Source organism: Streptomyces pseudoechinosporeus (genome assembly GCF_054783935.1).
The window spans coordinates 1-3,839 of record NZ_BAAGPS010000089.1; the positions used below are offsets into that span (position 1 = coordinate 1).

The 3,839-nt window shown below is 69.9% G+C and carries 2 protein-coding genes and 1 pseudogene; 1 reads left to right on the forward strand and 2 read right to left on the reverse strand.

All coding sequences use genetic code 11. The features are described from left to right. Nucleotides 1-76: 76 nt before the first annotated feature. On the reverse strand, nucleotides 77-1,363 hold the full coding sequence (locus tag ACYVO6_RS46055) for a site-specific integrase (protein ID WP_461072413.1): 1,287 nt from the start codon (nucleotides 1,361-1,363) through the stop codon (nucleotides 77-79). Nucleotides 1,364-1,836: 473 nt separating this feature from the next. Continuing rightward, nucleotides 1,837-3,057, reverse strand: a complete 1,221-nt coding sequence (locus ACYVO6_RS46060) for a metallophosphoesterase (RefSeq protein WP_461072415.1) — start codon at nucleotides 3,055-3,057, stop codon at nucleotides 1,837-1,839. A gap of 299 nt (nucleotides 3,058-3,356) precedes the next feature. Here ACYVO6_RS46060 and ACYVO6_RS46065 point away from each other — a divergent pair. Then, nucleotides 3,357-3,728 (forward strand): annotated as a pseudogene (locus tag ACYVO6_RS46065) (transposase domain-containing protein); the annotation flags it as partial. Nucleotides 3,729-3,839: the final 111 nt, after the last annotated feature.

A 3,839-nucleotide genomic window follows, 5' to 3' on the forward strand; every position in this document is an offset into this window, starting at 1 on the left:
GGCCCGGTTCGTTGTCCTCAGCCGAGTCGGCGACTGCCGGGGGTGTACTCGCCGCCAACTCCGTGGCCAGGACGGTCTATCCGTTCCCGTACTTCCCGATCGGCAGCATCGGCTCAAACGCTGAAGCAGCCGGCCGTGTTGCCCGTTCCAGTATGTGCAGCCAGGGAAGGGAACGGTCGGCGAGCACCGTCCTCGGGCGGGGCGGGGGAGCGGAGCCGGTTGAGGGCTTCGCGAAGCCACTTGATGTGGTCCGTGGTGATCGCAGCCGATTCAGCCGGGCATCGCGGCTGGCTTTCTGCTCGACCCGCGTGAAGGTCTGCTCGATGGTGTCGTCGGCTTCGCGGGCGGCTTGCTGGGTGAGGTGGCTGTAGATGTTGGCCGTGGTCGACAGGGTGGAGTGGCGCAGGGTTTTGGAGACCACGGTGAGCGGGACGCCGGCGGTGATGGTGAGGGTGGCGGCCAGGTGGCGCAGGTCGTGAACGGTCACCCGGGGGACGCCGGCTTCGTCGGACAGTTGCCGGAGCCGGTCGAGGACGCCGCTGGGCCGCAGCGGCCGGCCGTCGGGTCGGCAGAAGACAAGGCCCGTGAAGGGGGCGCGGGGATCGCTGTGGGTCCGGGGCGCTGACCGGGCCCGGTGCCGGAGGGCGGCGGCGACGCGGGGGGATATGGCCACCCAGTTCTTGCTGGAGCGGGTCTTGGGCGGGGTGATGACGAGCCGGTTGTTGTCGATCGCGGAGAGCGTGCACCGCACGTACAGCACTCGTTCGGTGAGGTGGACGTCGTCCCAGTGCAGGCCGAGCGCCTCGCCCTTGCGCAGGCCTGTGCCGATGAGGAACTCGAACAGGTCGGCCATGTCCGGGTCGGCCTGGTGGCAGTGCTGGAGGAAGCGGACTGCCTTGGTGGCGGTCCAGATCCGGCGCTCCGGCGCGGGTGGCCGGCGCAGTGCCGGTGGGCTGGCGGGGTTGTGGGCGAGGCGGTGCTGGCGGACGGCGTCGCCCAGCGCGCTGGACAGGGTGGCCAGGCACCGGTAGAGGGTGGTGCGGCCGCGGCCGGCGGTGAGCTGGCTGGTCACGAAGGCGGTGATGTGCCGGTGCCGGAGGTCGTCCAGCCTGAGGCTGCCGAAGGCGGGGACGAGGTCGTTGTGGACGTAGTCGCGGTAGCGGGTCATGGTCGTCGGCTTGAGCACCAGCGCCTTCGCTGCCAGCCAGGTGTGGAGGTAGTCGGCGACGGTCTGGTTCGGGTCGGCGTTGAAGCCGCCGGCCTCGCCCTCCAGGAACGTCCGCAGCGCGGCCTCGGCGGGGTCGTGGCTGGTGAAGCCGCCTCGCCGGACGGTGGGGCGGGGACGTCGACGGCGAAGGTCCATGTCCCGTGGTGATGGTCGGTGAGCAGGTGGGGGCAGTGGGCTCCGGGCTGGCGGCGGTGGGTGTCTCGGCAGCCGCATCTGCGGTAGATGCGGCCGCGGTCGGTGGTGGTGCGCATGGGGATCGCCTCCCGGAGGCGGAGGGAAGGGCCGACACCTCCAGTCTCGTGCGACCACACGCGACCACCACGCGGTCTCTGCCTGCCGTGACCAGCGTGTTTCCCTTGGCCGCGTGCCAAGGGCTGCGGTTCGGGAACCGTGTGAAGTTATCCGACGCCGGTACCAGCAGATTCTTGGTCTGCTGGTGGGCAGGCGTCACGCGTCGTTGACCTGCGTGTGGCCACGTATGGCTCGTTGGAGCCGTCGGCCCGGGAATGGTCCGGATCTTGTCCTCAGTGGACGGGACTGGTCATCTGTCGACGCCGCACCCCTCGGCTCGTGGACTGCTCCAAGCGGATGTGTTGGCCCGTCCAGTGCTACGGCGAGGTGGGCAGGTGCGGGGAGCGGAGCACGAGCAGGGTGATCTCGCTGGGGGCGAAGACGCGGAACGGCGGGCCCCAGAAGCCGGTGCCGCGGCTGGTGTAGAGGAGGGTGCGGGTGCCGTGGTGGCTGAGGCCGGCGAGGGCGGGCTGGTCGATGCGGACCAGGTGGTGGAAGGGCCATATCTGGCCGCCGTGGGTGTGGCCGGAGAGTTGGAGGTCGATGCCGTCGGCTGCCGCCCGGTCGACGAACTTGGGCTGGTGGGCCAGGAGCAGGACAGGGTGGTCGGGGTCGGCGCCGTTCAAGGCTCCGGCGAGGTGGGCGCGGTGGCCTGCCAGGCCGGAGGACTCGGCGGTGACGTCATCCACGCCGGCGACCACGAGGGTGTCGCCTCCGCGTTCGAGCACCAGATGGCGGTTGCGCAGCGGCTCCCAGCCCAGCTCGCCCATCAGGTCGACCCAGCCCTGGGCCTCGCTGTAGTACTCGTGGTTTCCGGTGACGTAGACCCGGGCCCGGGTGGCCTGCACGGTACCGAGTGGGACGGCCTGGGCGCGGCGGCGTTGGGCCGTGCCGTCCGCGATGTCGCCGGTGTGGCAGACCAGGTCGGCTTCCAGCGTGTTCACCGTCTCGCACACCCGTGCCGACCAGCGAGCGCGATCGAGCGGGCCGTAGTGGGTGTCGGTGATGAGGACGACGCGGGTGCCGTCCAACCCGGCACCCAGCCGCGGGAGTTGTACGTCGAGGCGGCGCACGCGTGGCACGCGGCGGGCCTCGGCGTACCCCCAGGCGAGCAGTACGGCGGTGATGCCGAGGACGGCCCAAGTGACGATTCGGGCCCGGTCCTGACTCTCGCCGACGCCGGCCATGGTCAGGGCGAACCGCAAGAGGACGCCGAGCAGAACGGACCAGGTGAACAGAACCCAGCTGGCGCCCAGCAGGGTGTCACCGACGATCGCCGCCCGGTCCTGCTGGCGCCGGCCGTGGCCGCGCGCCATCGCGAGCGGCATACCAACGAGGCCGAGGGCGAACAGGGCGGTGCCGACCAGCGTGACGGGCAGCGGCCAGTGCTGGCCGGCGTGCAGGAGCACCCAGCAGGGCACGGCCCACAGCAGGATGGGGGCGATCAGGGGGATGTAGCGCATCAGGCGGTGCAGTCGGCTCTGCCGCGGAGCTTGCACCTCGCTGTCGGCGGGTCGGGTGTCGCTGGTGTCGGTCACGCTTCCCCTCTCTGACCAGGCTGCCGTCTCGCGCACTGTATCCAACCGTCCTCGGGCCGGCCGGACGGGCGTTCATGGGTGCGGCCCCGTGGGGCGAAGGGTTCTCTGCGGGATGGCAGGACTCCGCCGTAGACACCTTGAAGTGCTCCGGGTCTGATGGCAATGCCGCTTAGTTGGCGGGGCCGGGCGGACTGGGCTGTTGGATATGGCGGGTGGGGTTCGCAGCGTCAACGAGCCGTAGCTGATGGCAGGTTGACTGATCACGTGGCGATTGAGGTGTTCACGAACCGGTCCCCAGAGGGCTGGTCGACGAGGTCGTGGACAGGGCCGGGCGCCGTGAGAAACGTGTGCGCCTGCTCCCGGCCTGGGCGGTGGTGTACTTCGTCCTGGCCATGTGCCTGTTCTTCGGTGACGGGTTCGAAGACGTCGTGGCCTACTTGTGCCGCAGGACGGATGGGCTGACGTTAGGTGGGCGGGCGGGGCCGACGATCAAGGGGCAGATGCGGTCGGACGGCTGTCGGACGGAAGCGCCATGGTCATCCAGTGCGAGCGGCACGCGCCGAGGTGTGGGAGCGCCCAGAGGGCTGCCTCGGTTGAGCTCTGTGGCCACCAGGATGCAACGGAAAATGGATGGGAGTGGTCGGCAGAGTGTCCCTCCCCTCGTAGCGTGAAGACCGTGACTGCAGGGGAAGTTGGGGGGAATGCGGAACATTGTCAGTCTGAGCTGCCCCGAGTTTCGTAGAGTCCGGTGATCTTGTTTCAGGCGGACTGCGGGACTGGCT